The following is a 26,262-nucleotide window of genomic DNA, read 5'->3' on the forward strand; positions in this document are numbered from 1 at the left end:
GACATGGCGGCGTTGACGCTGGATGGGGTGAACAAGCGATACGGCGATTTCCACGCCGTGCGCGATCTGAGTTTTCAGGTCGAGAAGGGGTCGATCTGCGGCTTTCTGGGGCCGAACGGGGCGGGCAAGACCTCGACCCTGCGGATGATCCTTGGGTTGCAGCCGGCGACGTCGGGGCGGATCGAGATCCTGGGCGCCGACGACGGGCGCAAGGTGCGCGATCGGATCGGTTTCCTGCCCGAGGAACGCGGCCTCTATAAGAAGATGACGCCGGTCGAGGCCATCGCCTTCTTCGGCGCGCTGAAAGGCCTGCCGGTCGCCGAAGGCCGCAAGCGCGCCAAGACCCTGCTGGAGCAGCAGGGGCTCGGCGAGGCGCAGAAAAAGAAGATGAAGGAGCTGTCCAAGGGGATGGCGCAGAAGGTGCAGCTGATCGCCTCGGTCGTGCATCAGCCCGAGTTCGTCATCCTGGACGAGCCCTTCTCCGGTCTGGACCCGATGAACCAGCAGGGTCTGGAGGCGATGATTCGCGGGCTGGCCGCGAACGGCGCCACGGTCCTGTTCTCCACCCACGTGATGCAGCATGCCGAGCGGCTGTGCGACAAGGTCGTGCTGCTGGCGCGTGGCAAGAAGGCGTTCGAGGGGACAGTGGATCAGGCCAAGGCCACCTCGCCGCGCTTCCTGGATCTGGATGGTGCGATCAGCGCGGACGCCGCCGCCGCCCTGCCCGGCGTGGCGGGCGTCGAGACCCTGTCCGACGTGGATGGCGTGCGTCGCCTGAAGATCGCCCTGGCGCCCGGCGCCGGGGGTCAAGATACGTTGAAGACGGCCTTCCTGAACGGCCTGGACGTGCGGGGCTTCGCGCTCAAGGAGCCGACGCTGCACGACGCCTTCATCGGCCTGACCGGCGACCATCCCGACCAACCCGTCGCATCCGTGGAGGCTGTCCGATGAACCGCACGCTGCTGATCGCGCGACGCGAATATGTCGCCTACGCCAAGACCGTCGGCTTCTGGCTGTCGCTTCTGGCCTTCCCGCTGTTCGCCGTGCTGGGCGGCGGCATTCCGGCGCTGATCAAGGCCTCCGAGCCGATCAAATCGGTGGCGGTGATCGAGGAAGGCCCCAATGCGACGGGTCTGGCCGCCGCCGTGCGCGCCTCTCTGCAAGCGGATGTGGATCGTCAGAACGAACGCCTGCGCGAAGCCGCTGAAAAGGGACAGGCGGGCGCCGGGCGCGCCGTCGCCTCCATTACTGGCCCCAAGATTCGTTTGGTTGACACGCCGCCCGCCATCGCCGACGCCGTCGGCCCGGCGCGTGACGAGGCGATCCGCAAGGCGTTGGACAAGCAGACCTCGAAGGCCAGGCGCCTCGACGCCGTGGTTTTCCTGAGCCGCACGGATGGCAAGCCCGCCGCCCAGGTCTGGACCGCGCGCGCCACTGACAACGACGTCTCCGGCTTCATCCGAAATGCCCTGCGTGATGCCCGACGCACCGAACTTCTGACCGCCGCCGGGGTCGCCCCGGCCGTGGCGCAGGAGGTTCAGACCTTCCGGCCCGAGGTGAAGTCCTTCTCGCCGAGCGCCGCCAGCGGGGGCGAGGTGTCGATGCGTGACCGAATCCCGTCCTTCATCGGCCTGGGCGTCGGCTTCCTGTTGTGGTCGCTGGTCATCACAGGGGCCTCCATCCTGCTGAACAGCGTGATGGAGGAGAAGTCGAACAAGATCCTGGAGGTGCTGCTGTCCTCGGCCTCGGCGACCGAAATCCTGACGGGCAAGGTGCTGGGCGTGGCGCTGCTGACCCTGACGGTCATGGGGGTCTGGGGCGGGATCGGCGCCTTCACCCTGATTTCGGCCTCGCCCGAGACGGCGGCGACGGTCGGACAGGTGCTGCTGCACGACGGCCTGATCTTCTATTTCATCGCCTATATGGTCGGCGGCTACCTGATGTATGCGGTGCTGTTCGCCGCCATCGGGGCCTTCTGCGAGACGCCGCGGGACGCCCAGACCCTGATGGGGCCGATCATGATGATCCTGGTCGTGCCGATCCTGGTGATGCAGATGGCCCTGACCAGTCCGGATGCGCCGGTGGTGAAGGTGTTGTCCTGGATCCCCTTCTTCACCCCGTTCCTGATGAGCGCGCGCGCGCCCAGCGATCCGCCGCTGGTGGAGGTGATTCTGACGCTGATCGGCATGTTCGCGACTGCCGCCTTCATGGTCTGGATCGCAGGGCGGGCCTTCCGTGCCGGCGCCCTGTCAGACGTGAAGCTGAGTTGGAAGAGCTTCGGTCGGGCCATCACCGGGCGGGCGTAGTCGGCATGGTCGCCACCTCCCCGTCGCGGCGCGATGGTGAGGTGGCGCGGCGCTTCTTCCGTCAAAACTTGAAGAGCCCTGCCCCACTCTCCGCAGAAACGAAACGCAAAGAAAAAGGCCGCTTCCCGGAGGAAGCGGCCTTAAATCTTTCGACTTTCGCCGGGGTCTTAACGACCGCCGGGAACGCGCGGCTTCGGCGCGGGCAGCAGACCCTCGCGCTGCATGCGCTTGCGCGCCAGCTTGCGGGCGCGACGGATGGCTTCAGCCTTCTGACGGGCGCGCTTTTCCGAGGGCTTCTCGAAGTGCACGTGGCGCTTCATTTCACGGAAGCTGCCCTCGCGCTGCATCTTCTTCTTCAGGGCTTTCAGCGCTTGGTCGACGTTGTTGTCGCGAACGAAAATCTGAACCAGGTTAAACTCTCCTTTGGCCGCCCGCCGCGTCCTGTGAGGGAGACGGGCGAACAAAATAAAATCGTCTTCCGACAGCCGGGCTCTCGGATGAAGGCGCGCTGATACACGAGCCGCCTGCTTCTGTCCAGATCGTCGCGACCATTCTTCAAGGCTCGAAACGCCATGACGACCGGCGTATGATCGCCCTTATGACCGAGACGACAGACTGGGCCGAGCGGACCGAACAGACCGTGCTGGACGCCGCCATCGCCCGCGCGCCCGCGCTGGGTTGGAACGCGCGTCTGGTGCGCGAAGCCTGTGAGGCGTGCGGCCTGTCGCAGGGCGACGAGGAACTGCTGCTGCCTAACGGCGCGCGCGATCTGGCGGCCCTGCTGTCACGTCGCCATGATGCGCGATCGCTGGCGGCTCTGGGTGAGATCGACGCCAAGTCGCTGAAGATTCGTGAGCGAATCGCCCGCGCCGTGTCCGAGCGGATGGAGGCGGGCGCCGCCGATCTGGAGGCCACGCGTCGCTGCGCCGCCTTCCTGGCCCTGCCCGTCAACGCCGACCTGGGGCTGAAACTGGCCTGGGAGAGCGCGGATCATCTGTGGCGCTGGGCCGGGGACGAGGCGACCGACTGGAATCACTATTCGAAGCGGACGATCCTGTCGGGCATCCTGATTCCCGCCCTGACCCTGCGCTGGTTCGACGGACGCGAAGCGGCCGAGGCCTTCGTCGCCCGCCGGATCGAAAACGTCATGGCCTTCGAGAAGTGGAGGGTGGGCAAGGACTTCGACGCGCCATTCCGAAAGGTCAGCGATGCGCTGAGCCGCATGCGGTATGGGGCGAGGGCGTAAGGCGAACGCGTCAAGGTTGCCGACAAGCGCAGCCCATGCAACCCTTCGTTCCAACGGAGGGTGCGGGATGCGAAAGACTGTCGCCTTGAGTGGCTTGGGCGTTTTGGCAGGGTCGGCGCTTTTGGGCGCACTTTCTTACCAAGAGCCGCCTTCACGAGTGAAACCGAAGGTCTGCTGGGTCGAGAGCAAACCGATTCCCAACGGCGTGCTCAATGTCGTGCGGTGTGACGCGACCAAGGTCAGCTGATCAGACCACGCCCAACACCCGGTTCACGTGGGCCATCTTGCGGCCGGGGCGGGCTTCGGCCTTGCCGTAAAGGTGCAAGCGTTCGTCGGACTTGGTCGACAGCTTGCGCCAGTCCTCGACCTCGTCGCCCAGCAGGTTGGTCATTTCGATGCGAGCGTGGGCCGTCGTGGGGCCGAGCGGCCAGCCGGCGACGGCGCGGATATGCTGTTCGAACTGATCGCAGACGCAGCCGTCCTGGGTCCAGTGGCCGGTGTTGTGAACGCGCGGGGCGATCTCGTTGACCAGAAGCACGTCGTCTCCAAGGTCGAACAGTTCGACGCCCAGAACGCCGACGTAGTCCAGCCCGTCCAGGATCGCCTCAGCGATGGCGCGGGCTCGAACTTGCGTTTTTTCGTCCACGGCGGCGGGGGCCAGGGTGGTGCGCAGAACGCCGCCTTCGTGCCGGTTCTCGCCCAGCGGATAGACCGCCATATGGCCGTCCCAGTCGCGGGCGGCGATGACCGACAGTTCGCGCACGAATGTCGCCTTGGCCTCCAGGATGGCCGGACGACCGCCCAGGCTTTTCAGGGCGGCGGGCGCATCCTCGATGGCGTGGATCCAGACCTGGCCCTTGCCGTCATAGCCTTCGCGGCGGGTCTTCAGCAGGGCGGGCAGGCCCAGTTCGGTCAGGCCGACGACCAGGTCATCCAGCGTATCAATGACGGCGAAGGCGACCGTCGGGGCGCCGACGGCGTTCAGGAAGGTCTTTTCGTCCACCCGGTCCTGCGACACGCGCAGCGCCGTCGGTCCCGGCGCGACGAGGGCGCCGGCCTCGGCCAGACGCTCGATGGATTCGGCCGGCACGTTCTCGAACTCGAAGGTGACGACATCGGCGGCACGGCCCAGCGCCGACAGGGCCTTGGGATCGTCATAGGCGGCGACGATCTGGCGCGCCGAAACCCGGCCGGCCGGGCTGTCGGGCTCGGGGTCCAGGATCACGACGTCGAAGCCCAGGCGCGAGGCGGCCTGGCTCAGCATCCGGCCCAGCTGGCCTCCGCCGATGATGCCGAGGGTCGAACCGGGGGGAAGCGGAAGATCAGGCACTCAGTCCTCGACGGTTTCTGCGACGGATTCGGTCTGGGCGGCGCGGAAGGCGGCCAGGCGTCCGGCCAACCCCGCGTCCGACAGGGCCAGGATCTGGGCGGCCAGGATGCCGGCGTTGGCGGCCCCCGCCTCGCCGATGGCCAGGGTTGCGACCGGAACGCCGGCCGGCATCTGTACGATCGACAGAAGGCTATCCATGCCCTTCAGCGCCTTGGACTGGACCGGCACGCCCAGCACCGGTAGTTCGGTCATGGAGGCGGCCATGCCCGGCAGGTGGGCGGCGCCCCCCGCCCCGGCGATGATGACCTTGTATCCGGCGGCCTTGGCGCCCGTGGCGAACTCGACCAGGCGTTGGGGCGTGCGGTGGGCGCTGACGACCTTGGCGTCCCACGCGACGCCCAGTTGATCCAGGCGATCGGCGGCCAGCTTCATGGTCGGCCAGTCGGACCGGCTGCCCATGATGATCGCCACCGGGGTTTCGGAAGTCGCCATGTCTGCAAGGCCCCTCGCGGAAAGGCGCCGGTTACAGCACGCGGGTGACGCCCGCAACCGCAACACCGTGATTTCAGCCGCGTCGGCCCGTAATGTCGGCCTTCAATGTCGGCGGATCACGCTCTACCATCGTTCGACCGCGCGACGCAGACTGAGTCGCGCCTTCGGAGCCATTCCTGCGCCGTGACCGACGTGGCCGAACACGACCTGACCGCCGAGATCGCGCGCCTGCGCGTCGAGCTGGAAGCGTGGAAGACGCGCGCCGCGGCCGCCGAGGCCGCCGCCGACCACGATGTGCTGACCCCCGCCCTAAACCGGCGCGGCTTCATCACGGCGATGCAGCGGACCATGGCCTATTGCCAGCGGCACGGAGTGCCGGCGGTGCTGCTGTATCTGGACATGGACGGGTTCAAGAGTGTCAACGACAGCCTGGGCCATGCCGCCGGCGATGCAGCCCTGGTCGCGGTGGCCGAGCTGTTCCTGGCCAATCTGCGCGAGTCGGACGCAGTCGGCCGGCTGGGCGGAGACGAGTTCGCCCTGCTGATGTTGCACGCGGGCTATGAAGAGGGCCGGGCCAAGGCGCGTCAGCTGGCCGAGGCGCTGAAGACCGAGGGCTTCGTCTGGGACGGCCAGAAGACCGAACTGGGCGGCTCGTTCGGGGTGCGCGCCTGGGACGGCCATACCGACGCCGAGGTCTGGCTGACCGAGGCCGACGCCGCCATGTGGGTGAGGAAGAAGGGGCGCTGAGGCCCCTTCCCGCCCCTGCCGCTTAAAGCGGCAGTTTCAGCTGAATGCCGCCCATGTGGCTGTCGGCGTGGTCGCCGAAGCGGCCGCGATAGCCGACCGTCACCTTGACCGGGCCGAGCGAACCCTCGACGCCGGCCGAGGCCAGGAACTGGCCGCCGAACGGATCGTCGATCTCGCGCGACAGCACTTGGGCCGGGTTGTTGTAGAGACCGACGCGCACCGGATCGGAGCTGTCGTCCAGGGCGTCGCGGTAGCCGCCTTCGGCGAACAGGCCGAACCCGCCCATTTCCGCCTCGGCGCGCAGTGCGACCTCGCCGGTCAGAGCCTTCACGGTGCGATCGCCGTACTGATACTGGGCGCCGACGCCCTGTTCGTAATAGCCGTCCACGTCGCTGGACACGTAGGCGAGGGCCGCGCGGGGCGACAGGGCGACGCCGCCCATGTCGAACCACATGCCGCCTTGCAGACGCGCGCCGCTGCTGAGCGCGCGGGTTTCAGCGGTGTGGACGATCGGCGCCAGGCTGGTGGTGCGTTCGATGTCGTCGATGTTGTCGCGCGCCACGCCGACGGCGGCGTTGACGAAGACATCGCCCGAGCGCCAGCCGCCATAGATGTCCAGGCCGAAGCTCTCGACGTTGAACTGCAGCGCCTGGCTTTCGACGTCGGTGTTGCGCGCGGTACCGGCCAGACCAAAGCGCCAGTTGGCCGAGGGGCCGGCCTCAAGCGCGATACGGGCGCCCCAGCCGTCGCTGGACGAGCTGGTGACCGAGCCGCGCGCGTCGGTGTCGACGCTGTCGATCAGGGCCGAAGTTGTGACAGACACGCCGGCCTCCCACGCTTTGCGACCCGACAGGGCCTCGCCGGCGGCGTCCAGGGCGTCCTCGCGGTGACGATAGGCCGTCTCGCCCTGCAGGGTCGATTGGGCGCCGATGTCGCCGTAGTAGAGGTAGTCGGTCGCCAGTTGGGCGATGATCCGGTGGCCCGCCGCCGTCGGGTGGACGCCGTCGAAGTAGAAGTAGCTGTCGGGGTTCGTGCAGACCGTTACGCCGTTGAAGCAGGGCTGGGTGATGTTGGTGATGCCGAACAGGCCCGGATTGCCGGCCAGGGTGTCGCCGATCTTGAACAGGTCCATCATGATGATGTTGCTGCCCGGACGGGCGGCGGCCGTGGCGGTCAGATTGGTCTGGAGCGCCGTGTTGAAGGTGGTGACGGCGAAGTCGGCCAGGGGCGCGGCGGTCGTGCCGCGGAACTGAGGCGTCAGGCTGAGCTTGGGCAGGTTGGTGACCAGGATGGTCCCGGCCCCCGCGCCCGCCACGGTGTTGACCAGGCTGTTGATGTTGGCGGCGGCCGTGGTTGCGACCGGAGTGATGGCGGCGACCGGGCTGGCGGAAGCGCCGGCGGCGGGCAGACCCTGGAAGATGTCGTTGGCGCCGCCCAGGACGCTGACCAGATCGGTCGAGCTGAATCGGCCGCCCGCGGCGGTGTAGCGCGACAGCTGGTTCAGCATGCCGAACGGCACGCCGGCCGAGGCGTCAGTGCGCGAGCCGCCGAAGGCGTAGTTGATGCTGCCCGTGACCGAGCCGTTGAAGTTGGCGGCGTTGAAACCCAGCAGTTCAACGAAGGTCGGACCGTTTGAGAAGCGCCGCGCATAGGGCGGCGACGGCGGCTGGGTCCCGCCCGAGATCAGAAACAGGTTGCCGTTGTCGCTGAGGCTGTCGCCGAAGACGACGAGACGGTTGTAGGTCTGGGCCGAGGCCGAGCCGGCAAAGGCGCAGGCGGCGAGCGCCAGGGCAGCGACGGCGCCGCCGGTGATGAAGCGTGACATGAAATTCCTCCCGCAGCCGTCGTTGCGCGGCCGTTCGACGTGAGGATGCGCCAGTTCGCGCAGAGCGCAAGATGCCGCGAGGTCAGCTTTGAGAAGATATTTGCGAGCGACGTATCACTGCAACGTGCGGAACTTCAGCGTGCCCGGCACCGTCTTGAGTTCGCGCAGCGCCTCTGGATCGTAATCGCGGTCCACGTCGGTGATGACATAGCCCGTGCGCTCGTCCGTTTTCAGGTGCTGGCCCAGGATGTTCAGGCCCGCCGAGGCCAGGGCGCGGTTCAGTTCGGCCAGGACGCCCGGCTGGTTCCTGTGGATGTGCAGGATGCGGTGCGCGCCCGAAACGTCGGAGAGCTGGACGTTGGGCAGGTTGACGCTGAAGGTCGTATCGCCCCGGTTCAGATAGCCCAGCAAGCGTTCGGCCGCGAACTCGGCGATGGCCTCCTGCGCTTCTTCGGTCGAGCCGCCGATGTGCGGCGTCAGGATCATGTTGGGCAGGCCCTGAAGCGGGCTCTCGAACGGGTCGGCGTTGGTGCGCGGCTCTTCGGGGAAGACATCAACGGCGGCGCCGGCGACCCGGCCAGAGCCGATCGCCTGGGACAGGGCGCCGACATCGACCACATGGCCGCGCGCCAGGTTCAGGAACAACGCGCCTTCCTTCATCCGGGCGAACTGGGCCGCGCCGAAGATGTTGGCATTCTCCTTGCGGCCATCGACATGCAGGGTGACCACGTCGCTTTCGGCCAGAAGCGCGTCCAGCGAGCGCATGCGGCGCGCATTGCCCAGGGCCAGGCGTTCGGACAGATCATAGAACAGCACCCGCATGCCCAGGTTTTCGGCCAGGACCGACAGCTGGCTGCCGATCGCGCCGTAGCCGACGATGCCCAGGGTCTTGCCGCGCAGTTCCTTTGAGCCGGTCGCTGACTTGTTCCACTTGCCGACGTGCATGGCCGAGGACTTGTCCGCCACGTCGCGCATCAGGACGATCATCAGGCCGATGGCCAGTTCGACCACCGAGCGGGTGTTCGAATAGGGCGCGTTGAACACCGCCACGCCGTGATCCGAGGCCGCGTCCAGGTCGATCTGGTTGGTGCCGATGCAGAAGGCCGCAACGGCCATCAGGCGGTCGGCCTGTTCCAGCACGCGGCGGCTGACCGTGGTCTTGGAACGGATGCCCAGGACATGGACGCCCTTGATGGCCGCGATCAGATCGTCCTCGTCCAGCGCCCCCTTCTGGGTTTCGACCGAATAGCCCGCCTCTTCCAGCCGCTCGACGGCGGCGGGGTGGATGTTTTCCAGGAGCAACATCTTCATGCGGCTACGCGGGAAGGACCAGCGGCCGACAAGGCCTTCGGCATGCAGCACCTCGTCGAGCGACGCGGCCTCGGCGTCGGCGACCTGGACCACCGGCGGGCGGCGCACGACCTCGGTGAAGGCATAGAAAGCGTCGGCGGCGCCCGCGATCTTGACCTCGGCGTCGTTCCAGCCGTCGCCCACCATGACGACCCGACCCGACAGGTTCAGGCCGTGAATGGCGGTCGGCTTGCCATTGGCGTGCGACAGGGGGTTGGCGTCGTCAACGCCCACCACGCGGTCGTCGGCGTCATAGATCAGATCGTTGCACAGCACGCGATCGGCAGAGACGCCCAGCTCTTCGGCGACGGGGGCAATCACCTCGCGGAAGCCGCCGGAGAGGATGACTACCTTGCCCTTATTCTGCTGGAAGAAATTCTGGTTGCGCCGCACCGACGCCGTCAGGTGGTCCGGCGCGGTCTGGGCCAGGGCGGCGACATGGGCGCGGGTCAGCGGCAACAGCGCCAGACGGCGGCGCAATGCCTCGCCGAATTCGATCTCCCCAGCCATAGCCTGATCTGTCAGGGCGGCGATCTGGGCGCGCGTCTCGGATGCGCCCGGCGCGTCCGCCAGGGCGATGTCGGCCAAAGCCTCAAGGGTCTCGAAATCGACCAGGGTCGAATCGAAGTCGAAGATCAGGGTGGGGCGCGCGCTCATGGGCGGCGTCTTAGCGGCCTTCGCGGCTGCGGCAAAGCCGAGCGATGCTGCTCACTGTGGGCAGATGCGCTAAAAGTTTGCCGCCCGCCGCGATTCTCACCGGACGAGCGGCACGAAAATATCAGAAGCGGGCGATGCGACGCACGTGGCTGTCGGGACGACGGCTTTCGAGAACCGCTGCGCCGACGGCGGCGGCGATGGTCGCCACCGCCAGAAGGGCGCCGCCTTCGCGGGCGTGGTCACGCGCATATTGACCGGCGTCGTCAGCGTAGCGGCGCGCCGTCTTGCCATGCTTCTTCAGCGCCTTCTTGCCGTCCTTGCGGGCCGAACGGAACCAGTCGTCGGCGCGGTCGCGCACGTCATAGGCGGTGTCTGCTGCGCGGTGGCGGGCGTCGCGCGAAAGCGCGCCGGCGCGTTCGCCGACATCCTCGGCGCGGTGGCGGAAGGCGTCCACGGCGTCATGGAAACGGTCGCGCAGTTCGGACGTATCGACCCAGCCGCGCGGGTCGATGCGCGACTTGATGCGCTGGTAACGGGTAGGGCCGCTGCGTTGCGTCAGATAGACGACGGCGACAGCGCCGAGCGCGACTGCGAGGAGGCTGCCGGCGGTGATGCCGGGGTGTTTGCGAATCTCTTCGATCGGATCGATGTCGCGGATCATCGGCGGAACCTCTTCAGTTATTGGCGTCATGAACGGAGCGACGGCTCCGCTTGAGCCAAAAGAGCGATCCGCGCCGAAATCGGTTCCGTCGCCCTCCCCCAGACCGGGCGGATTAGCCCCCTTATCAAGCCGCCCGCGGGCGCCTACATAGCCGCGATCCCGAAATGACGCCCCAAAGGACCTCGCCGTGACCGATCACGCGTCCAACATTCCCGTTTCCGACGATCTGGCCGCCGCCTTCCAGATCGAAGGCTGGCCCGTGCGCGGTCGCCTGGTTCGCCTGGGCGCGACCATCGACAAGATCCTGGCCGCCCACGCCTATCCCGAGCCGGTCGCCGCCCTGTTGGGCGAGGCCTGCGCTTTGGCCGCACTGATCGGCTCCAGCCTGAAGTTCGAGGGTCGCCTGCTGGTCCAGGCCCAGGGCGACGGCCCCGTGCGCTATGTCGTCGCCGATTACGGCACCGACGGGTCGCTGCGCGGCTATTGCCGCTACGACGAGGCCGAGGTGGCCGAGGCGTCGCAGGGCTTCGCACGTCCCGGCGCGCGTTCGCTGCTGGGCCAGGGCGTCTTCATCATGACGCTGGATCGCGGCCTGGACTTCGAGCGCACCCAAGGGATCACGCCGATCGAAGGCGAGAGCCTGTCGCTGGCGGCCGAACACTATTTCCAGCAGTCGGAACAGGTGCCGACCAAGGTGCGTCTGGCCGTCGGCCAGGTTCAGACCGACGGCGGATCGCAATGGCGCGCCGGCGGGGCGATGATCCAGATCATCGCCGGCGACGAAGCGCGCGGTTCGACCGAAGAGGTCTGGGACCGCACGCGGGCCCTGTTCGGCACCCTGGGCGATGACGAGCTGGTCGATCCGACGATCTCGCCCGAGACACTGCTGTTCCGCCTGTTCCACGAGGATGGCGTGCGGCTGGAGGGCGCGCGAGAACTGACGGCCGTTTGCCGTTGCTCGCGCGAACGGATCGCCTCGGTCCTGGCCTCGTTCGATCCCGCCGAGCGCGCCGACATGTTGGAGGACGACGGCAATATCCGCGTCACCTGCGAATACTGCGCCACGGTCTATGCGCTGGACCCCGATGAAGTGGTCGCAGAGCAGATTTGAATTGCAAAGGGCGGCTCCGAGAGCCGCCCTTCTTCTTTTAGCCTTCCAAATCCAGCGAATAGCCCGCCGAGCGGACCGTGCGGATGGGGTTTGCGCTTTCGTCGGCGATGGCCAGGGCCTTGCGCAGGCGACCGACGTGGACGTCAACGGTGCGCGCCTCGACATAGACGTCCGAGCCCCAGACCGCGTCCAGCAGTTGCTCGCGGCTGAACACCCGTCCGGGGTGCTGCATGAAGTGGTCCAGCAAGCGGAACTCGGTCGGGCCCAGATGGACCTCCTTGCCGTTGCGCTTCACCCGGTGCGAGACGCGATCCACGACGATGTCGCCATGGTTCAGGCGGTCGTCGGCCAGACCCGGGCGAATGCGTCGCAGGACGGCGCGGATGCGCGCGATCAGCTCGACCATCGAAAAAGGCTTGGTCAGATAGTCGTCGGCGCCGGTGTCCAGACCGCGAACCCGGTCGCTCTCCTCGCCGCGCGCCGTCAGCATGATGATCGGCAGGTTGCGGGTCTCGGCCTTGCCGCGAATGCGACGGCAGACCTCGATACCTGACAGCTTGGGCAGCATCCAGTCCAGCAGCACCAGATCGGGCAAACGCTCATCGATCTGGAGCATGCCCTCCTCGCCGTCGGCGGCGACGGCGACGTCGTAGCCTTCCTTTTCGAGATTGTACTGAAGAAGGGTCGCCAGCGCGTCCTCGTCTTCCATCACAAGGATATAGGGCTGCACGTCGGGTCTCCGGTCTCGGGTCAGTGCGTCGAAAGGTTGGGCGTCGGATCGGAATCTTCAGCCGTAGGCTGGGCGCGCGGGCGTTCGCCCACGATGTCTTCGCCCGTGATCTCGTAGTGGACGGTTTCGGCGATGTTGGTCGCGTGGTCGCCGATCCGCTCCAGGTTCTTGGCCATGAACAGCAGATGGGTGCAGGCGCCGATCGTGCGCGGATCGCCCATCATGTAGGTCAGCAGTTCGCGGAACAGGGCGTTGTAGTGCTCGTCGACCTCGTCGTCGGTCTGCCAGACGGCGACGGCCCGATCGAGTTCCGAGGCCGTATAGGCGTCCAGCACATCGCGCAGGCGGGTCGAGACCAGCCGTCCCATTCGCTCGATCGAACGGGTCAGGGGCTGCATCGGCTGGGCTTCGGCCAAGATCAGCGCGCGCTTGGCGATGTTCTTGGCCAGGTCGCCGGTGCGCTCCAGATCGGTGGCGATCTTCATGGCGCCCAGGGTGCGGCGCAGGTCGCTGGCGACCGGTTGGCGCAGGGCGATCAGGCGGATCGCCTTCTTCTCGATATCGCGGTGCAGGGCGTCCAGCTTCAGATCGCGTTCCACCACGGCGCGGGCCAGAGCGATGTCGCGCCGGGCGACGGAGTCGATGGCGTCCGCGACCTGGGCCTCGGCCAAGCCGCCCATACGGGCGATCTCGGCCGTGATCTGGTTCAGTTCGTCGCCATAGGCTTTGACGGTGTGCTGGTTCATCGGATTAGCCGAAGCGTCCCGTGATGTAGTCGAGCGTGCGCCGTTCGCGCGGATTCTGGAAGATGTCTTCCGTATCCCCGGTCTCGACCAGACGGCCCATGTGGAAGAAGGCGGTGCGTTGCGACACGCGCGCGGCCTGGGCCATCGAGTGGGTGACGATGACGATGCAGAACCGCTCGCGCAGTTCGTCGATGAGTTCCTCGATCCGCGCCGTGGCGATGGGGTCCAGCGCCGAACAGGGCTCGTCCATCAGGATGACTTCGGGGTTTACGGCGATGGCGCGGGCGATGACCAGACGCTGCTGCTGACCGCCCGACAGTCCCATGGCCGACGATTGCAGGCGGTCGGCCACCTCTTCCCACAGGCCGGCGCGCTTCAGCGCCTTTTCAACGACCTCGTCCATCTCGGCCTTGGACGACACCAGGCCGTGGATCTTGGGTCCGTAGGCGACGTTTTCGTAGATCGATTTCGGGAAGGGGTTCGGACGTTGGAACACCATGCCGACGCGGGCGCGCAGAAGCACCGGGTCGATGGAGCGGTCGTTGATGTCCTCTCCGTCCATAGCGATACGGCCCGTGACCTTGGCCCCGGCGATGGTGTCGTTCATGCGGTTCATGGTCCGCAGGAATGTGGACTTGCCGCAGCCCGACGGGCCGATCAGGGCCGTGACGGTCTTGTCCGGAATATCCAACGAGACATCGTAGAGCGCCTGTTTGCCCTCATAGAAGACCGAGACGTCGCGCGCGGCGATCTTGATCGGACCGACGGGCGGGCTGTCGACCACGGCGGGGCCCGACCGGGGCGTAGCGTCCTCGACGCGCGGTTCGGCGGCTGCGCCCTTGGATAGGGCGATTTCGGGCAGGATCTGACCGCCCATGCGCGGCGCTTCGGTCGGATCGATCGAGCCGGCGCCGGTCTGGTCCTCGGCGGAGCGGAAAATACGGAATTTCATTCTCTTACCACCGACGCTCGAAGCGCCGCCTCAGGATAATGGCCGCCGCGTTCATGATAATCATGAAGACCAGCAGGACGATGATCGCCGCAGCGGTGCGTTCGTGGAAGGCCCGCTCCGAGGCGTTCTCCCAGATGTAGATCAGCGAGGGCAGCGCGCCGACCGGCTGGTCGATGGCGTGCGGCACGCCCGGTACGAAGCTGACCATGCCGATCAGCAGCAGCGGCGCGGTCTCGCCCAGGGCGTGGGCCATCGAGATGATGGCGCCGGTCATGACGCCGGGCATGGCCAGCGGCAGGACGTGGCTGAACACCGTCTGGGTCTTGGACGCGCCCATGGCCAGGGCGGCCTCGCGGATCGACGGGGGCACGGCCTTGAGCGCCGAACGGGTGGCGATGACCAGGGTCGGCAGGGCCATCAACGCCAGGACCAGACCGCCGACGATGGGACTGGCGCGCGGCAGATGCATCCAGTTGATGAACAGGGCCAGACCCAAAAGGCCGTAGACGATCGACGGCACGGCCGCGAGGTTGTTGATGTTGACCTCGATGATGTCGGTCAGCTTGTTCTTGGGCGCGAACTCTTCCAGCCAGATGGCCGCGCCGACGCCCAGCGGAATGGCGATCAGGGCCGTGACCATCAACATCAGAGCCGACCCGACCACGGCGCCCAGGACGCCCGCCAGCTCGGGCTGCGTGGAATCGCCGTTGGTGAACAGGGCCGTATTGAAGTGGGCGCCGATCACGCCATTGGACTTCATCCGGTCCAGCCAGGCGATCTGCTGATCGGTAAGGCGGCGTTGATCCTCAGGCGTGGCCTTGGAGATTTCGCCCTTCAGATACAGATCGGCGTCGTCGGACAGCGGCACGGCCAGGGGCACGGTCTCGCCGATGACCTCGCTGCGCTTGGCGACCAGATCGGCGGCGACGAACTTCAGCTCCGACGAGAACAGCCGCTTCATCTGCGCGGCCTTCGTCCCGGCCGCGTCGTCCTGAATGCCCATGCGGGCCAGTTGCTGCTCGGCGGCCAGTTGCTCGAAGTTGGAGCCCTGCGGATAGGCGCGGTCGACGCGCGCCGGGTCCATGAAGACCGGCACGGTGACGGTGTGGGTGTAGAAGGCGGTGTGGCCCTGCTCGACGATGCGGACCAGCAGCACGGCCAGGAACAGCATGGCGGCGGCGATGGCCAGGCGGCCATACCATTTGAAGCGCGTTTCCCTGGCGTGACGACGCTTCAGACCGGCACGCAGGCGGTCGAGACGTCCTTTGGCGGCCGCGCCGGCGATCTGATCGGGGGTCGCGTCAGTCATATTGTTCCCGATAGGTCTGCACGATCCGGTGGGCGATGATGTTCAGCAGCAGGGTGACCAGGAACAGGGTCAGGCCCAGGCCGAAGGCGGACAGGGTCTTGGCGCTGTTGAACTCCTGGTCGCCGGTCAGCAGGGTCACGATCTGCACGGTGACGGTGGTGACGGTGTCCAGCGGGTTGAAGGTCAGGTTGGCGGCCAGGCCCGCGGCCATGGTCACGATCATGGTCTCGCCGATGGCGCGCGACACGGCCAGCAGCAGGGCCCCGGCGATGCCCGGCAGCGCGGCGGGCAGAAGAACTCGCTTCACCGTCTCGGACTTGGTCGCACCCATGGCGAACGAGCCGTCACGCAGCGACTGGGGCACGGCGTTCAGAATGTCGTCGGACAGGGACGACACGAACGGGATCAGCATGATGCCCATCACCGCGCCGGCCGTCAGGGCCATCTGGTTCTGAACCAGGGCCAGGTATTGGCCCAGCCCGTCCAGCGGTCCGCCGATCAGGAAAAGGCCGATCTCGTTGAACAGGACCCGCAGCAAGGGCCCGACGGTCAGGGCGGCGAAGAAGCCGTAGACGACGGTCGGCACGCCAGCGAGAACCTCCAGCAGCGGCTTGATCACCGCGCGGGTCGTGCGGCTGGCGTATTCCGACAGATAGATGGCCGACAGCAGGCCGATCGGCGCGGCGACGCACATGGCGATGACCATGATCAGCAGGGTGCCGGCGAACAGCGGCACGGCCCCGAAGGCGCCCGACGACCCGACCTGATCGGCGCGGATGGCGATCTGCGGGCTCCATTGCGTGCCGAACAAGAAGTCGAGAACCGGCACCTTCTGGAAGAAACGGAAGCTGTCGAAGGCCAGGGAGGCGATGATGCCCAGGGTCGTCAGGACGGCGATGGCCGAGCAGACGAACAAGGCGCCGTAAATCCAGCCCTCGACCCGGTTGCGGGCGCGCGTCTGAGGCTTGATCTGCGTCAGGGCGAACAGGCCGCCCAGGATGGCGGCCAGGATGGCGGCGACACCGCCGCCCCACGACAGGGTGCGTTCGATGCGAACCATGCGGCGCGCCTCGACCGGCAGTTGTTCGGCCAGCGGGCGTTCCCAGATTTGCAGCGCGGCCTCTCCGCGACCCACGCGGTGGGCGTCGGCGAAGAAGGCGTCGCGGCGGAACGGCTCCAGCGCCGCGACCGCATCAGGCGTACCGACAGCGGTCAGCTGACGCTGAAGCGGGGCGGCGAAAACCGAGGCCAGGATCAAGACCAGCAGAGCCGGCGCGGCGACCCAGATCAGCGCATAGGCGCCATGCTGGCCGGGGCGGGAATGGGGCTTTGCGCCGATCGCACGACGACGCGCCAACGCACGCCCGCCCAAAAAGGCGGCCGCACTCAAGGCGACGAGGATCAGCAGATAAATCCAGATCATTCAGAAGTCCGAAGCGCCGTGCGCGAATCGACGACGGTCCTGAACATCGGGACCAACGCGGCGCGACTACTGCCTGCGAATGGTCAGCGGATTACGACGGGTCGATGACAGTTGGGTGACAGCGATCGGCCGCCGCGCTCTCAGCGTCGCTCGACCGGCTGGGGAAACCAGGCGGTAAAGGCCGCGCCCATGCCCGGTGCGCTTTCGACCACCAGACCGCCCTGGTGACGGTTGATGATATGTTTGACGATGGCCAGCCCCAGCCCCGTCCCCTGCCGCTCGCCGCTCTTTTGACCCTCGACCCGATAAAAGCGCTCGGTCAGGCGGGGCAGATGTTCGCGCGCCATGCCGGGCCCATGATCGCGCACCGTGACAGCGGCATAGGAGACGCCCGCCGTGCGGTCCGGCGTGACCAGCGGCAGTCGTGTCGCGCCGGGCATGCGCGAGGCCCAGGCCTCGTCGAACGACAGGTCCGAACGGACCGAGATTTCGACCGTGCCGTTGCGTGACGAATATTTGACGGCGTTGTCGAGCAGGTTCTGCACCACCTGCAATATCTCGTCGCGATCGCCGCTGATCGACGCCCTCGCCTCCCCCTGATCCAGAGAGATGGCGATCTCTTTTTCGCGCGTCAGAACGCTGATGGCGTCGACCACGTCAGAGGCGGCGCGGTCCAGATCGACGCGGCCAGAGGGCGGAATATGCTCGTTCAGTTCGATCCGGCTGAGCGACAGCAGATCCGCGACCAGCCGCCCCATCCGATCCGCCTGGGCCGACATGATGTCCAGGAAGCGGTCGCGCGCGACAACATCCTCGCGGGCATGGCCTTTCAGGGTCTCGATGAAACCGCTGAGCGAGGCCAGGGGCGTGCGCAGTTCGTGGCTGGCGTTGGCCAGGAAGTCCACGCGCATCATCTCGATACGGCGCGAGTCCGTTTCGTCGCGCAAGATCAGCAGGGCCAGCTCCGACCCGGCCTTGCCTGACGCTTCGAGTGAGAGCGGCCGGGTCCAGGCGCGCCAGCGTCGGTCGCGCTGACCGCCCGTCGCATAGTCCGTGGTGCGCGCCGTCCCGCCGAACAGGGCCTCGTCCACCGCCTCCAACACGCCCGGTTCGCGGATCACCTGGACCAGCAAGGCGCCCTGACGCTGGATGCGCAGAAGCTCGCGCGCCGCCGTGTTCGCCATGACAATGCGCCGCCCGGCGATGTCGTCCGGTTCGCCGCCGCTGACCACCAGCACAGGATCGTCCAGCGCCTCGAACACCCGGTCGAGAAGATCGCCCGTCACCACGTCGATAGCGGGCTCGGTCGCAGCGCCTTGACTGGCCGCCGGCTCGGCCCTGCTCGCCTCGCTCATGTTCAAAAGCCAGGCCGAGGCCGCCACGATCACCGCCCCGCCGACCAGCCAGTTCGCCATTTCGGGATGCAGGATCGCCAGCACCAGCAAGGTCACGATGGCGATGCCGATGCTGGCGCCGACCGTCCACAGCCGCGAGGTGGAGACCGGCGCGACAGGCGATGGCGAGACTTCGTAAGGCATGGGTCCGGGCGACCTCGAACTGAAGAACGATTCCGATCCTTGCACGGATTCTGTGACGGCGTGCCGACAGCCTGCGGCGCCCATAAGCTTCGCCGCACGGTTTCTTTAGAATTGTTGCCTATCGTACGCTTAAGGGGAGGCCTCGTGGACCGCATCATCCATTGCATTGCGCACGATCACGACTGGCGGATCACGCTGTTCGCTGCGCTGATCTGCATGGCCGGTCTGGGCGTCTCCACTCACGTCATGCAGCGGATGGGCCGGCGCGATCCTGGGCGACGCCGTCGTTCGGTCCTGCTGGCCGTCATGATCGGCGCCCTGTCCATCTGGGCGACCCATTTCGTGGCCATGCAGGGGTTCGTTGCCGGTGTGCCGGTGCGTTACAATCCGTTCCTGACGGTCGCCTCTCTTGGAATCGCGCTGGCTATGATCGGCCTGACGATCGGCTCGACGTTGATGGGCAAGGGCCGCATGTGGCGCGTGCTTGCCGCAGTGATCGCGGTCGCCGGCGTCGGCGCCATGCATTATCTGGGTATGGCCGCCATAAGAGCGCCGGCGCACATCAGTTGGGATCCCGGCCTTGTCGCGCTGTCCATCATCGCGGCCCTGGCGATCGGCGGAACGACGGCCTTCTTCTATCGTCGAGGCGGCCTGCTGCGCCTGCTGGCGACGACGACGGGACTTTCGGCGACAGTTCTTGTTCTTCATTTCATCGGCATGTCTGCCATCACGGTGACGCCGGACCCGACCGTCGCCGCCGACCAGGGGCTGTCCAGCGAGGCGATGCGACTGCTGCTGGCCGCCATTCTGCTGATGATCTGCACGGCCGCCGCCGTCCTGGGCATGATGGCTTATATTTCGCGCGCCACCGCGCTACGCCGTATCCGCGAGGCGGTGGACGCCATGCCCGATGGCCTGGGCTTCTATGATTCCAAGGATCGGCTGGTGCTTTGGAATGCGCGCTATGCCGAGGTGAACCCCGAGCTCGAGCCGCATCTGGTCGTCGGCCTGACCTTCCGCGAAGCTCTGCGCATCGGCATCGACGAAGGTCGCTATCAGGAGGCGGCCGGCCGCGAAGAAGAATGGCTGAACGAGCGCATGCAGGCGCGTCGTCAGCTGTCATCGAACAGTGAGCAACAGGTCGCTGGCGGGCGCTGGCTGCGTATCCAGGATCGCCGTACGTCCGAGGGCGGGACGGTCACGGTCTGCAACGACATCACCGATCTGAAGCGCGACGCCGAGGCCCTGTCCGAAGCGCGTGACGCGGCCGAGGCCGCCAATGTCGCCAAAAGCCAGTTCTTGGCCAACATGAGCCATGAAATCCGCACGCCGTTGAACGGTGTGATCGGCCTGTCTCAAGCCCTGGCCAAGACCGATCTGACGGCTGAGCAGCGTGAGATGCTGGATCTGATGCAGGCGTCGGGAAAGACGCTGCAGACCCTGCTGAGCGACATCCTGGATCTGGCGCGCGTCGAATCGGGCAAGCTGGAGCTGACCGAAGACCACTTCGAACTGGCGACAGTCGTGCGCGAGGCGGCTCAACTCTATGCCGAAAACGCGCGTGAGAAGCATCTCGACTTCCACGTCGATATCGATCTGGAGGACGACGTCTGGATCGTGGGCGATGCGGTGCGCCTGAAGCAGATTCTGACCAATCTGATTTCGAACGCCGTCAAGTTCACCAGCAAGGGATTCGTCGGCCTGATCGTGCAGCGTGGCGCGGACCGCGAGGGCTCGCCCGTGCTGCGCTTCACCGTCGAGGACAGCGGCATCGGCTTCGACGCCGCGACGCGGGCGCGCCTGTTCAGTCGCTTCGAACAGGCCGACGGCGGCATCACCCGCAAGTTCGGCGGTTCGGGACTGGGCCTGTCCATCTGTCGTCAGTTGGCCGAGATGATGGGCGGCGACCTGGGCTGCGAAAGTGAACCCGGCGGCGGCGCGGCTTTTATCCTGACGTTGCCGCTGAGACAGACCCAGGCCCCGCCGCGCAAAGACCCGGCGCCGGCGCAACCCGCCGTCTTCGAGCAAGCGCGGACGATCCGCGTGCTGGTCGCCGACGACCATCCGACCAACCGCCGCGTCATCGAACTGATTCTGGCGCAGACGCCGACGCAGATCGTGATCGCCGAGAACGGCGCACAGGCGCTGGAAAGTTTCCGGGCCGACACCTTCGACCTAGTGCTGATGGACATGCAGATGCCCATCATGGACGGGCTGACGGCGACGCAGGAGATTCGCCTGCACGAGGCGACGATGGGTCTGGATCGCACGCCGATCGTCATGCTGACCGCCAACGCCATGCCAGAGCACGTCGCCGCCGGACGCGCGGCCGGGGCGGACCACCACCTGGCCAAGCCGTTCAATGCCGCAGAACTGCTGGGCATCGTCGCAGCGCCGACGTCGCTGATGAAGGATCGCGCGAGGGCGGCGTGAAGCGGAACCTTTGACGGTTGCGCCTTGGACCTGATGCGTGTAATAGCCCGCGCTCTTGAATTCGAGGGTTCATCACCCCCGCCGCGAGAGCCCCGGGTTGGCGCGGCGTTTCCGTTGTTGTTGAGGCGAGCCACATGGCCGAGATCATTCTGAACGTGGACGTCCGCGATGGCGTCGGCACCGGCGGCGCTCGCGCTGCGCGTCGCGCCGGTTTCGTGCCGGGCGTCCTTTACGGCGGCGAGCAAGCCCCCGTCGCCATTTCGGTGAACGAGAAGGACTTCCGCAAGTCGCTCTACACCGGCAAGCTGCTGGGCCACCTGGTGACCCTGAAGTACGGCGACGAGACCCAGCCGGTCATCGCCAAGGACGTGCAGTTCGACCCCGTCTCGGACCGCCCCCTGCACTTCGACCTGATGCGCGTCGACGAGAAGGCTCCGGTCAAGATCGAAGTGCCGGTGCACTTCCTGAACGCCGATGAAGCGCCCTACTCGCGTCAGGGCGGCTCGCTGGAGATCGTCCGTCACGCCGTCGAGATCCTGGTCCGCGCCGACCAGATCCCGGAAGAACTGGTTGTCGATCTGGCCAAGGCCGAAATCGGCGACACCATCCGCATCTCGGACATCAAGCTGCCCAAGGGCGCGGAAGCCACCATCACCGACCGCGACTTCGTGATCGCCACGGTCAAGATTTCGTCGGCCGCCCTGTCGGAAGCTGCTGACGAAGCCGCTGACGCCGAGGCCGCCCCGGCCGAGAAGACCGAAGACTGATCCTTCGTCGCTTCGACAAGATCACGCCCCGCCCGGTTCGCCGTGCGGGGCTTTTCTTTGCCTGACGCAAACGGCAAGAGGACGCCATGATCATCATCGCGGGGCTCGGCAATCCGGGCGGGAAATACGAAAAGAACCGGCACAACATCGGCTTCATGGCCGCCGACGAGATCGCGCGCCGGTGGCGGTTCGGTCCCGAGCGCGCCAAGTTCCAGTCGATCGTCAGCGAGGGTCTGGTCGACGGGACCAAGGTCCTGCTGATGAAACCCCAGACCTATATGAACGAAAGCGGTCGGGCGGTCGGCGAGGCGGCGCGCTTCTACAAGATCAAGCCGAGCGAAATCATCGTCTTCCACGACGAGATCGACCTGGCCCCCGGGCGGTTCCGTATGAAGACCGGCGGCGGCGCAGCCGGCCAGAACGGCATCCGCTCCTTAATCAGCCACCTGGGCGCCGACTTTCGACGTGCGCGCATGGGCATCGGCCATCCCGGCGAGAAGGAACTGGTCATGCCCCACGTCTTGGGCGACTTCCACAAGGCGGAACAGCCCTGGCTGGACGCCATGCTTCAGGCCTGCGCCGACGCCCTGCCCTTCGCGATCGCCGGCGACGACGAACGCTATCAGGGCGAGGTCATGCGCCTGGCCCCCGCGCCCAAGTTCAGCCCCCGCCAGGCCGCGCGCGGCGAGCTTTAGGACAAACCGCCGCCTATCGCGCCGTCGCAAAACGCCGTAGAGGCCAGACGTGACGCGCGCCCAGGCCGACAATTGGTCGATCTCGCAATCGCTCGCCTTCCTGGCGGCGGTGTTCGCGCTCGTGCTCGGAACCCTGCTGCCGTTCGCGGCTCTCGCGGCGGTCCAGCCGGGTCATCCGCTGGTCATCTGTTCGGCGGAAGGCCCCCAGACGATCCAGTCCGGCGGCATGGACGGCCCGGTCAACAAGCACGTCGGGGCCAAATGCGCCGCCTGCGTCATGCCGTTGGCCGCCGCCCTGCCCTGCCCGCCTGCGCCCGAGCCGGCGCCGGTGGTCCGCACCGTCGAGCGCGTCGTCTATATCGCCGCCAGCGTCAGCCCGCCGCCGCCCGCGCGCGCGCCGCCGCGTCCGCCGTCCACCGCCCCGCCCCACGCCTGAACCAGACCCCAAGCCCGCGCGCCGGCCTCAGCGCCCGCGCGCCGTCTCGTTCTGATTTCAGGTTCATTCCATGTCCTTCAAGACTACCGCAGCGCCCTGCGCGCTGCTGCTCGCCGCCCTCTCCAACGCCGGTTGGACGAGCCCCGTCCTGGCCCAGCAGACGCCCGAACCGGCTTTGCTGGACAGCGTCATCGTCACCGGCCGCCGCAACGCCGAGGATCCCGCCGTTGTTGAAGAAGCCCGCGCCCTGTTGTCTCGCACGCCGGGCGCTGTCGCGGTCGTCGCCTCCGAAACTTATCAGGACCGCTACGCCCTGACCTTCGCCGATACGCTTCGCAGCGTGCCAGGCGTCTTCGCACAACGCCGCTGGGGCGAGGAGGTGCGGTTGTCGATTCGCGGCTCGGGCATCGGCAACGGCGCCCACCTGCGCGGCGTGCTGCTAGCCCAGGACGGCGTGCCCTTCAATGCGCCTGACGGTTTTGGCGAGTTTCAGGAGATCGATCCCCTGATCGCGCGCCACATCGATGTGTTCAAGGGCGGCAACGCCCTGCGCTTCGGCGGCGCCGCCCTGGGCGGTGCGATCAATGTCGTGACACCGACCGGGCGCACGGCCGCGAGCCGGAACCTGATCCGGATCGAGAGCGGATCGTTCGATACCCTGCGCGGTCATGTCGCCCTGGCGCGCGACTGGGGCGACTGGGACCTGTACGCGGCCGCCACCGTGGCCAGTTCGGACGGGTTCCGGGACAATCAAAGCTCAGATTCGAAACGGCTGACGCTCAATCTGGGCCGGTCGTTCGGCGAAGGTCGTGAGTTGCGGCTGATCGTTCAGGGCAATGATCTGGATCAGTCGGTGTCTTCCGCCGTCACCCGTCAGCAGGCCCTCACCAACCCGACCGCCGTACCGGCGAACAATAACACCCTGGCCTTTGCGCGCGACGTGAAATCCTTGAGAAGCACCCTTCTGGGTCGCTGGCGCGTGGATGACAGCCTGTCGTTTGAAGGGGCCGTCTATGTAGTGGACAAGGATCTTTATCACCCCATTTCCATCGTCATCGATCAGAACAGCCTGCAGCGGGGCGGCTATGGCCGACTGGACTGGAACGGTCGGCTGGGCGGCATGAGGGCTGACGCCTATACGGGGATTAGCTACCGCGGCGGGACGACGGACGCCTTCACCTTCGTGGCGGCAGGTGGCGCACGTCCAGGCGCCAAGATCGGCGATTCGGTTCAGGACGCGACCGGCATCGACATCTTCGCCGAAGGCCGCCTGTTCGTCACGGACCGTCTAGCTCTGGTCGCGGGCGGCAGCTACGGCCGTGCGGAGCGGGACTACACAAACAATCTGGTCCCAGCCAACAATGCCGACGCGACCTTTGACTGGTTCGCGCCGCGCATCGGCCTGCTATGGGAAAATGAGATGGGCGCCCAGATTTACGCCAATCTTACGCGCTCGGTGGAAGCGCCCAGCTATGGCGCCTTGGTGCAGGGCAACGTGCCGAAGTTCGTGCCCGTCGACATCCAGGATGCCTGGACAGCCGAGGTCGGCGCCCGCGGCCGTCGCGGTCCCTTCACTTACGATCTGTCGGCCTATCGCGCCCAGATCGAAGGCGAACTGCTGAACTACAGCGTCAATCCGACCCTGAACATTCCCGCCGCGACCTTCAATGCTGACGATACCGTCCATCAGGGCATCGAAGCGGGGCTGGACTGGCGGATTATCGACAGCACCGATGGTCGCCTGACGCTGCGCCAGACCTACGCCTGGTCAGATTTCCTCTTCAAGAACGACCGTGTCTATGGCGACAATCGCCTGCCGGTCGTGCCGGAGCGTCTCTACCGGGCCGAGTTGAAATATGCCCATCCGGCGGGCTGGTTCGTGGCGCCTAGCGTCGAATGGTCGCCGACGGACGTGCTGATCGATTACGCCAACACGCGCAGCGCCACAGATGGAACGCCGCTGACGGCGCCCGACTACGCCATTCTGTCGTTCAATGCGGGCTGGAGTTTGCGAGGTGGAGTTTCCCTGTTCTTGGATGCGCGCAACCTGACCGACGAGCGCTATGTTTCGACCGTCAACGCCGTGACGGACGCCACTAAAGTCGCGACTGCCGTCTTTGTGCCCGGCGAAGGACGTTCGGCCTATGTGGGGTTGCGTTATGCGTTCTGAGTCTGGCGACGCCTCAATGTCCGACGCCTATCGCGCGGTCTGGCGCTGGCACTTCTATGCCGGCGTCTTCGTCATGCCGGTGCTGATGCTGCTGGCCCTGACGGGGGGTCTTTATCTGTTCAAGGACGAGATCGACGGCTTTCTCTATCGCGACATGATCCGCGTGCCGGCCGTTCAAACTCAGGCGGCGCCGGAAACCTGGGTGGCTTCGGCCGCCCAGGCCGCAGGCGGGGGGCGCGTCGCCAATCTGGTCATGCCCGCGCATCACGATCAGGCGATCCGGATCAGGGTCAATCGACCCGACGGCGTGCAGAAGACGGTCTTCGTCGATCCGCACACCGGCCGGGCCACAGGCGTCATTCCGGCCGGCGGGTTCATGGAGGTGGTCAGGAAGACGCACAGCCTGACCCTGCTGGGGCGGCCGTTCAACATTCTGGTCGAGATCGTCGCCGGCTGGACGATCATCCTGTTCGCCACGGGGCTTTATCTGTGGTGGCCGCGCGGGCGGGGCGTGGCGACCTTTGCACCGCAGACGACAGACAGCCGCCGCCGTCCGTTCTGGCGCGACCTGCATGCGTTGACGGGTGTCTATGTCGGCGGAGTCGTGCTGTTTCTGGCCGTGACCGGCATGCCGTGGTCCGCGGTCTGGGGCGACAAGGTCATGGGGGCGGTCAAGGAGACGGGGCTCGGTCGGCCGCCCGCACCCGTCGCCGGCGCCTGGCAGAGGGCGCAGCACCACGATGCGCCGGTCGGGGCCGGCTGGACCATGGAGGGCATGGTGATGACCCACGACCACGCCGGTCATGGCGGCCTGGCGCAGGTTCTGAGAGTGGCGGATCAGGCCAGCCTGGCGCGCCCCTATACGGTGAACATCCCCAAGGCCGATGACACCGCCTATACGCTGACGACCCAGGCGACACGGGTTCAGGACAGCCGGTCGCTCTATGTCGATGCGGTCTCCGGGCGGCTGCTGGGCGACATCGGCTATGACCAGTTCGGCGCCGGCGCCAAGGCCATCGAGTTCGGCATCTATACGCACCAAGGCACGCAGTTCGGACAGGCGAACCGCATCGTCATGCTGCTGGGCTGCATCGGCGTTTGGCTATTGGCGATCAGCGGCCTGGTCATGTGGTGGAAGCGCCGCCCGCCCAATCTGTCGCGCCGACGCCTGGGCGCCCCGCCTGCTCCGCCGGGACCGCGAGCGCGCGCCGCTGTCCTAGGCATCGTCCTGCCCCTCGCCATCCTCTATCCCCTGACGGGACTGAGCCTGATCGCTGCCGTATTGCTCGACCGAGCCCTACGTCCGATGATCCGGCGCCGTTCCGCCGCCTCGTGAAA

General features: G+C 66.7%; 23 protein-coding genes and 1 pseudogene. 11 read left to right on the plus strand and 13 right to left on the minus strand.

All coding sequences use genetic code 11. The features are described 5' to 3' along the window. Positions 1 to 3: 3 nt before the first annotated feature. Entirely contained in the window at positions 4 to 951 is a 948-nt protein-coding gene (locus BLR19_RS05185) for an ABC transporter ATP-binding protein (RefSeq protein WP_017505988.1), read from the plus strand. Then, the gene (locus tag BLR19_RS05190; RefSeq protein ID WP_091747948.1) at positions 948 to 2,306 is read left to right on the plus strand and encodes an ABC transporter permease; all 1,359 of its coding nucleotides are present in this window, start codon (positions 948 to 950) and stop codon (positions 2,304 to 2,306) included. Before BLR19_RS05185 ends, BLR19_RS05190 begins: the two co-directional genes overlap by 4 nt. Before the next feature lie 167 nt (positions 2,307 to 2,473). Here the strand turns inward: BLR19_RS05190 and rpsU are convergent, their stop codons facing one another. Further along, positions 2,474 to 2,716 carry a 30S ribosomal protein S21 gene (gene rpsU / locus BLR19_RS05195; RefSeq protein ID WP_026108547.1) on the minus strand — a complete coding sequence of 81 codons (243 nt, stop codon included), beginning with the start codon at positions 2,714 to 2,716 and terminating at the stop codon, positions 2,474 to 2,476. A gap of 188 nt (positions 2,717 to 2,904) precedes the next feature. Here rpsU and BLR19_RS05200 point away from each other — a divergent pair, with 188 nt between their 5' ends. Beyond that, on the plus strand, positions 2,905 to 3,552 hold the full coding sequence (locus BLR19_RS05200) for a COQ9 family protein (protein ID WP_176758270.1): 648 nt from the start codon (positions 2,905 to 2,907) through the stop codon (positions 3,550 to 3,552). A gap of 247 nt (positions 3,553 to 3,799) precedes the next feature. Here the strand turns inward: BLR19_RS05200 and BLR19_RS05205 are convergent, their stop codons facing one another. Both BLR19_RS05205 and purE read right to left on the minus strand, forming a co-directional pair. Then, on the minus strand, positions 3,800 to 4,882 hold the full coding sequence (locus BLR19_RS05205; protein WP_091747955.1) for a 5-(carboxyamino)imidazole ribonucleotide synthase: 1,083 nt from the start codon (positions 4,880 to 4,882) through the stop codon (positions 3,800 to 3,802). Then, entirely contained in the window at positions 4,883 to 5,374 is a 492-nt protein-coding gene (purE, locus tag BLR19_RS05210) for a 5-(carboxyamino)imidazole ribonucleotide mutase (protein WP_091747958.1), read from the minus strand. A 183-nt stretch (positions 5,375 to 5,557) separates the two neighbouring features. On the opposite strand from purE, the gene BLR19_RS05215 reads away from it, so the two are divergent. Next, the gene (locus BLR19_RS05215) at positions 5,558 to 6,121 is read left to right on the plus strand and encodes a GGDEF domain-containing protein (protein WP_055804230.1); all 564 of its coding nucleotides are present in this window, start codon (positions 5,558 to 5,560) and stop codon (positions 6,119 to 6,121) included. Between the two features lie 22 nt (positions 6,122 to 6,143). On the opposite strand, the gene BLR19_RS05220 is transcribed toward BLR19_RS05215, so the two are convergent. From BLR19_RS05220 to BLR19_RS05230, 4 genes and pseudogenes are all read right to left on the minus strand, one after another. Further along, positions 6,144 to 7,946: an autotransporter domain-containing protein gene (locus tag BLR19_RS05220; RefSeq protein ID WP_091747961.1), complete on the minus strand. Its 1,803-nt coding sequence runs from the start codon at positions 7,944 to 7,946 to the stop codon at positions 6,144 to 6,146. A 114-nt stretch (positions 7,947 to 8,060) separates the two neighbouring features. Next, the gene (gene serA, locus BLR19_RS05225; RefSeq protein ID WP_369818843.1) at positions 8,061 to 9,305 is read right to left on the minus strand and encodes a phosphoglycerate dehydrogenase; all 1,245 of its coding nucleotides are present in this window, start codon (positions 9,303 to 9,305) and stop codon (positions 8,061 to 8,063) included. 120 nt (positions 9,306 to 9,425) lie between these two features. After that, a pseudogene (locus BLR19_RS15060) lies at positions 9,426 to 9,953 on the minus strand (HAD-IB family phosphatase); the annotation flags it as partial. Between the two features lie 121 nt (positions 9,954 to 10,074). Then, positions 10,075 to 10,614, minus strand: a complete 540-nt coding sequence (locus BLR19_RS05230) for a hypothetical protein (protein WP_055755006.1) — start codon at positions 10,612 to 10,614, stop codon at positions 10,075 to 10,077. A gap of 187 nt (positions 10,615 to 10,801) precedes the next feature. On the opposite strand from BLR19_RS05230, the gene BLR19_RS05235 reads away from it, so the two are divergent. Next, positions 10,802 to 11,725: an Hsp33 family molecular chaperone gene (locus BLR19_RS05235; RefSeq protein ID WP_091747967.1), complete on the plus strand. Its 924-nt coding sequence runs from the start codon at positions 10,802 to 10,804 to the stop codon at positions 11,723 to 11,725. Between the two features lie 37 nt (positions 11,726 to 11,762). On the opposite strand, the gene phoB is transcribed toward BLR19_RS05235, so the two are convergent. The 6 genes from phoB to BLR19_RS05265 all read right to left on the minus strand — a co-directional run bounded on the left by phoB (position 11,763) and on the right by BLR19_RS05265 (position 18,423). Beyond that, positions 11,763 to 12,455 carry a phosphate regulon transcriptional regulator PhoB gene (gene phoB / locus BLR19_RS05240; protein WP_017505977.1) on the minus strand — a complete coding sequence of 231 codons (693 nt, stop codon included), beginning with the start codon at positions 12,453 to 12,455 and terminating at the stop codon, positions 11,763 to 11,765. 20 nt (positions 12,456 to 12,475) lie between these two features. Further along, positions 12,476 to 13,201, minus strand: coding sequence for a phosphate signaling complex protein PhoU (gene phoU, locus BLR19_RS05245; protein WP_017505976.1), 726 nt, complete (start codon positions 13,199 to 13,201; stop codon positions 12,476 to 12,478). A gap of 4 nt (positions 13,202 to 13,205) precedes the next feature. Beyond that, entirely contained in the window at positions 13,206 to 14,153 is a 948-nt protein-coding gene (pstB, locus tag BLR19_RS05250) for a phosphate ABC transporter ATP-binding protein PstB (protein ID WP_091747970.1), read from the minus strand. 4 nt (positions 14,154 to 14,157) lie between these two features. Beyond that, complete coding sequence (pstA, locus tag BLR19_RS05255) at positions 14,158 to 15,462, minus strand: phosphate ABC transporter permease PstA (RefSeq protein WP_091747973.1); 1,305 nt, start codon at positions 15,460 to 15,462, stop codon at positions 14,158 to 14,160. After that, on the minus strand, positions 15,455 to 16,885 hold the full coding sequence (pstC, locus tag BLR19_RS05260; RefSeq protein WP_091747976.1) for a phosphate ABC transporter permease subunit PstC: 1,431 nt from the start codon (positions 16,883 to 16,885) through the stop codon (positions 15,455 to 15,457). Before pstC ends, pstA begins: the two co-directional genes overlap by 8 nt. A 140-nt stretch (positions 16,886 to 17,025) precedes the next feature. Next, a complete protein-coding gene (locus BLR19_RS05265) occupies positions 17,026 to 18,423 on the minus strand; it encodes an ATP-binding protein (RefSeq protein ID WP_091747978.1) in 1,398 nt (465 codons plus the stop codon). Between the two features lie 144 nt (positions 18,424 to 18,567). Between BLR19_RS05265 and BLR19_RS05270 the strand changes: the two genes are divergently transcribed. The 6 genes from BLR19_RS05270 (at position 18,568) to BLR19_RS05295 (ending at position 26,260) form a co-directional block, all read left to right on the plus strand. Beyond that, positions 18,568 to 20,856, plus strand: a complete 2,289-nt coding sequence (locus tag BLR19_RS05270; protein ID WP_091747982.1) for an ATP-binding protein — start codon at positions 18,568 to 18,570, stop codon at positions 20,854 to 20,856. 134 nt (positions 20,857 to 20,990) lie between these two features. Continuing rightward, positions 20,991 to 21,623, plus strand: coding sequence for a 50S ribosomal protein L25/general stress protein Ctc (locus tag BLR19_RS05275; protein WP_045810293.1), 633 nt, complete (start codon positions 20,991 to 20,993; stop codon positions 21,621 to 21,623). Between the two features lie 86 nt (positions 21,624 to 21,709). After that, positions 21,710 to 22,318, plus strand: coding sequence for an aminoacyl-tRNA hydrolase (gene pth / locus BLR19_RS05280; protein WP_066552078.1), 609 nt, complete (start codon positions 21,710 to 21,712; stop codon positions 22,316 to 22,318). A 49-nt stretch (positions 22,319 to 22,367) separates the two neighbouring features. Continuing rightward, positions 22,368 to 22,754 carry a hypothetical protein gene (locus BLR19_RS05285; RefSeq protein WP_091747987.1) on the plus strand — a complete coding sequence of 129 codons (387 nt, stop codon included), beginning with the start codon at positions 22,368 to 22,370 and terminating at the stop codon, positions 22,752 to 22,754. Between the two features lie 70 nt (positions 22,755 to 22,824). Beyond that, positions 22,825 to 24,924 (plus strand): TonB-dependent receptor family protein, encoded by a 2,100-nt coding sequence (locus BLR19_RS05290; RefSeq protein WP_091747991.1) that lies wholly within the window; start codon positions 22,825 to 22,827, stop codon positions 24,922 to 24,924. A gap of 16 nt (positions 24,925 to 24,940) precedes the next feature. Continuing rightward, positions 24,941 to 26,260 (plus strand): PepSY-associated TM helix domain-containing protein, encoded by a 1,320-nt coding sequence (locus tag BLR19_RS05295; protein ID WP_255366447.1) that lies wholly within the window; start codon positions 24,941 to 24,943, stop codon positions 26,258 to 26,260. The last annotated feature ends 2 nt before the right edge of the window (positions 26,261 to 26,262 follow it).

Source organism: Brevundimonas sp. 374 (genome assembly GCF_900102995.1).
Taxonomy (GTDB): domain Bacteria; phylum Pseudomonadota; class Alphaproteobacteria; order Caulobacterales; family Caulobacteraceae; genus Brevundimonas; species Brevundimonas vesicularis_C.

What these genes read in the sequence shown, in the direction of transcription:
- pth (WP_066552078.1), top strand. Translation starts at nt 21,710, where the DNA reads ATGATCATCATCGCGGGGCTCGGCAATCCGGGCGGGAAATACGAAAAG.
- BLR19_RS05230 (WP_055755006.1), bottom strand. Translation starts at nt 10,614, where the DNA reads ATGATCCGCGACATCGATCCGATCGAAGAGATTCGCAAACACCCCGGC.
- pstB (WP_091747970.1), bottom strand. Translation starts at nt 14,153, where the DNA reads ATGAAATTCCGTATTTTCCGCTCCGCCGAGGACCAGACCGGCGCCGGC.
- pstA (WP_091747973.1), bottom strand. Translation starts at nt 15,462, where the DNA reads ATGACTGACGCGACCCCCGATCAGATCGCCGGCGCGGCCGCCAAAGGA.
- BLR19_RS05265 (WP_091747978.1), bottom strand. Translation starts at nt 18,423, where the DNA reads ATGCCTTACGAAGTCTCGCCATCGCCTGTCGCGCCGGTCTCCACCTCG.
- BLR19_RS05295 (WP_255366447.1), top strand. Translation starts at nt 24,941, where the DNA reads ATGTCCGACGCCTATCGCGCGGTCTGGCGCTGGCACTTCTATGCCGGC.
- BLR19_RS05190 (WP_091747948.1), top strand. Translation starts at nt 948, where the DNA reads ATGAACCGCACGCTGCTGATCGCGCGACGCGAATATGTCGCCTACGCC.
- BLR19_RS05290 (WP_091747991.1), top strand. Translation starts at nt 22,825, where the DNA reads ATGTCCTTCAAGACTACCGCAGCGCCCTGCGCGCTGCTGCTCGCCGCC.
- BLR19_RS05185 (WP_017505988.1), top strand. Translation starts at nt 4, where the DNA reads ATGGCGGCGTTGACGCTGGATGGGGTGAACAAGCGATACGGCGATTTC.
- BLR19_RS05220 (WP_091747961.1), bottom strand. Translation starts at nt 7,946, where the DNA reads ATGTCACGCTTCATCACCGGCGGCGCCGTCGCTGCCCTGGCGCTCGCC.
- pstC (WP_091747976.1), bottom strand. Translation starts at nt 16,885, where the DNA reads ATGATCTGGATTTATCTGCTGATCCTCGTCGCCTTGAGTGCGGCCGCC.
- BLR19_RS05275 (WP_045810293.1), top strand. Translation starts at nt 20,991, where the DNA reads ATGGCCGAGATCATTCTGAACGTGGACGTCCGCGATGGCGTCGGCACC.
- phoU (WP_017505976.1), bottom strand. Translation starts at nt 13,201, where the DNA reads ATGAACCAGCACACCGTCAAAGCCTATGGCGACGAACTGAACCAGATC.
- BLR19_RS05200 (WP_176758270.1), top strand. Translation starts at nt 2,905, where the DNA reads ATGACCGAGACGACAGACTGGGCCGAGCGGACCGAACAGACCGTGCTG.
- purE (WP_091747958.1), bottom strand. Translation starts at nt 5,374, where the DNA reads ATGGCGACTTCCGAAACCCCGGTGGCGATCATCATGGGCAGCCGGTCC.